This window comes from Acidobacteriota bacterium (assembly GCA_034211275.1).
Taxonomy (GTDB): Bacteria; Acidobacteriota; Thermoanaerobaculia; order Multivoradales; family JAHZIX01; genus JAGQSE01.
Map to the genome: position 1 here is coordinate 1 of JAXHTF010000351.1, position 2,565 is coordinate 2,565.

The following is a 2,565-nucleotide window of genomic DNA, read 5'->3' on the forward strand; positions in this document are numbered from 1 at the left end:
CTTGGTTGGAGCAGCCTCGCCGAGGCGCAGTCCCGGCTCTGGTGTGACCGCTACGTCGGCTACCTGCGAGCCATGCAACGCTGGTCTGCCGCACTCAGCACATCATGAACCGCCCTGGGTTCGTTGGAGGCTCTTGACCTTGGAAACGAGGATGGAGTCATGCCAGAGGAACGTTCGCCGGGGAGGCCGACGACGCGTCGGTACAGCCCTGCGGAGAAGGAGCGGGCGGTGCGGCTGGTGTTCGCGCTGCGCGAGGAGCTGGGGACCGATTTCGGGACGGTGAAGCGCATCGCTGATCAGCTGGGCTATGGCCCGGAGACGGTGCGCAAGTGGGTGGCCCAGGCCGAGATCGATGATGGGCTGCGTCCGGGGACGACGACGGCGGAGGCGGCTCGGATCCGTGAGCTGGAGCAGGAGAACCGGGAGCTGCGCCGAGCGAACGCGATCCTCAAGTCGGCGTCGGCTTTTTTCGCGGCGGAGCTCGACCGCCCACAACGCTGATGGTCAGCTACATCGATGCCCACCGGGGCGAGTTCGGGGTCGAGCCCATCTGCGAGGTGCTGCAGGTGGCCCCGTCGACCTACTACGCGGCGAAGTCCCGGCCGCCCTCCGCGAGAGCGCGACGTGACGCCGAGCTGGTCCCGGCCCTCGTCGAGCTCTGGGAGGCCAACTACCGGGCCTACGGGGCCCGCAAGCTCCACAAGGCCGCCCAACGAGCCGGCCTCGACATCGGCCGAGACCAGACCGCCCGACTGATGCGCCAGGCCGGCATCGAGGGCGTGCGCCGAGGACGTCGGCCTCGGACCACCAAGGCCGACGAGCGCGCACCGAGGTCCCCGGACCTCGTCGAACGAGACTTCACCGCCACCGCGCCCAACCGGCTCTGGGTCACCGACCTGACCTACGTGGCCACCTGGGCTGGTGTCGCCTACGTCTGCTTCATCATCGACGTGTACTCGCGAATGATCGTCGGCTGGCGGGTCGCGTCGAACATGCGAACCTCGATGGTCCTCGACGCCCTCGAGATGGCCCGCTGGTCCCGCGGCACACGTCTCGAAGGGCTGCGCTGCCACTCCGACGCGGGAGCGCAATTCACCAGCATCCGCTACGGCGAACGCCTCGCCGAGCTCGGAGCCACCCCATCGATCGGCTCGGTCGGCGACAGCTACGACAACGCGCTCGCGGAGACCGTCAACGGCTACTACAAGGCCGAGCTCATCCGCGGCCCCGGCCAAGGACCCTGGCGCACCGTCGAGGACGTCGAGCTCGCCACCCTCGGCTGGGTCCACTGGCACAACACCGAACGCCTCCATGGCTACCTCGGCGACGTGCCACCGGCCGAGTTCGAGACCGCCTACCGTGTCCCACACCCCGACCACGACCTGGTCGAAAACCAATAGCCCGAGCCTCCATCAGACCCAGGGCGGTTCACACACACCTATCCACAGGCCGGCCGGCAGGTTGGGCTTGGCGTTTCGGGCGATTCGTCGTATGTCGTGGACAGCGGCGGGAGGTTCTTGCGTCAACCAGTACCTCTCGTTCAGCGCGCCCTGCCAGTCGGGTCCGCTCCCCGCTGACCACGAACAAGGAAGAAGGGAGGTCCACCATGTCCAAGGAAGTCAAGGCCACCGGCCGTCAGCGGGAGCGACCCGATCTGACCAAGCTGGCCACCGCACTCATGCTCCTGCTGCAGGAGACCAAGCAGGACGACGACCAGGGCGAGTCGCCGCAGGAGCCAGCCGCATGATCGGCCTGCTGCTCGTCCTCATCACCAGCGGCGCCGCCGTGCTGGGTGGTGTCGTTGTTCTGCGAGCACTCGACGTCGCCGAACAGCGCTCCACCCTCGTCCAGCTCGATCTGCGGTTCCCGGCGGGCACCGAAGCCGCGCAGCTCGAGGCGTTCCTGGGCGCGGTGTCGGGGATGTTGCCGCCGTGGTGGCGGCGCTGGCACCACCTGCCCTTCGTGGGCATCGAGGTGGAGGCCACCGACGCCGGCATCGCCCATCGGCTGCTCGTGCCCCGGGCCAGCCTGCGGACCATCGCGGCGGCCCTGGCGGCCCATCTGCCCGATGTCAGCTACCGGGTCACTGGGCTCGACAACCGGCTTGAGCTTCGCCGTGGCGTCGAGTATCGGCTTACCAACGGCGAGCGCAGTCTCGATGTGGAGCCGGCGGTGCAGTCCGGTCAGCTCTTGGCGGCCATGCAGCCCCTGGGCCGCGGCGAACGTGTCGTGCTGCAGGCGCTGCTGGCACCGGCCCGACCGGTGCCGCCGGCTCGTCTGGCGACCGCTGGTGAGCGGGACGGTTCCATCCGTCTCGACGACGGCGTGCTGGTGACGAGCGAAGCGGTCACGGCCCTGAAGAAGAAGCAGGCCAAGCCACTGCTGCTGACCTCGCTGCGACTCGGCAGCCAGGCCAACACGACTACCCGCGAGCGGCATCTTCTGCGCCAGGTTGAGGCAGGACTGCACAGCACCCGCGCCCCCGGTACTCACCTGGTGCGGCGCCTCCTGACCGAAGCGAATGCTGCGGCCCGCATCCGTGATCTGCGGGTGCCGCTGCATCGC

The 2,565-nt window shown here is 68.8% G+C and carries 3 protein-coding genes and 1 other annotated feature; all 3 genes read left to right on the forward strand.

Going from position 1 to position 2,565, the window contains the following annotated elements; genetic code table 11:
• The first annotated feature begins 159 nt into the window (after positions 1-159).
• Positions 160-1,400 (forward strand): IS3 family transposase gene (locus SX243_25860; protein MDY7096411.1). Its coding sequence is split into 2 segments (ribosomal slippage): positions 160-469 and positions 469-1,400, totalling 1,242 coding nucleotides; the frame shifts between segments, so codons are not numbered across the junction.
• Positions 462-575: a sequence feature (AL1L pseudoknot), on the forward strand. It overlaps the preceding gene by 114 nt.
• Positions 1,401-1,606: 206 nt before the next feature.
• Positions 1,607-1,747, forward strand: coding sequence for a hypothetical protein (locus tag SX243_25865; GenBank protein MDY7096412.1), 141 nt, complete (start codon positions 1,607-1,609; stop codon positions 1,745-1,747).
• Positions 1,744-2,565, forward strand: an 822-nt coding sequence (locus SX243_25870) for a hypothetical protein (GenBank protein MDY7096413.1), incomplete at its 3' end; no start/stop codon positions are given. The genes SX243_25865 and SX243_25870, both read left to right, overlap by 4 nt.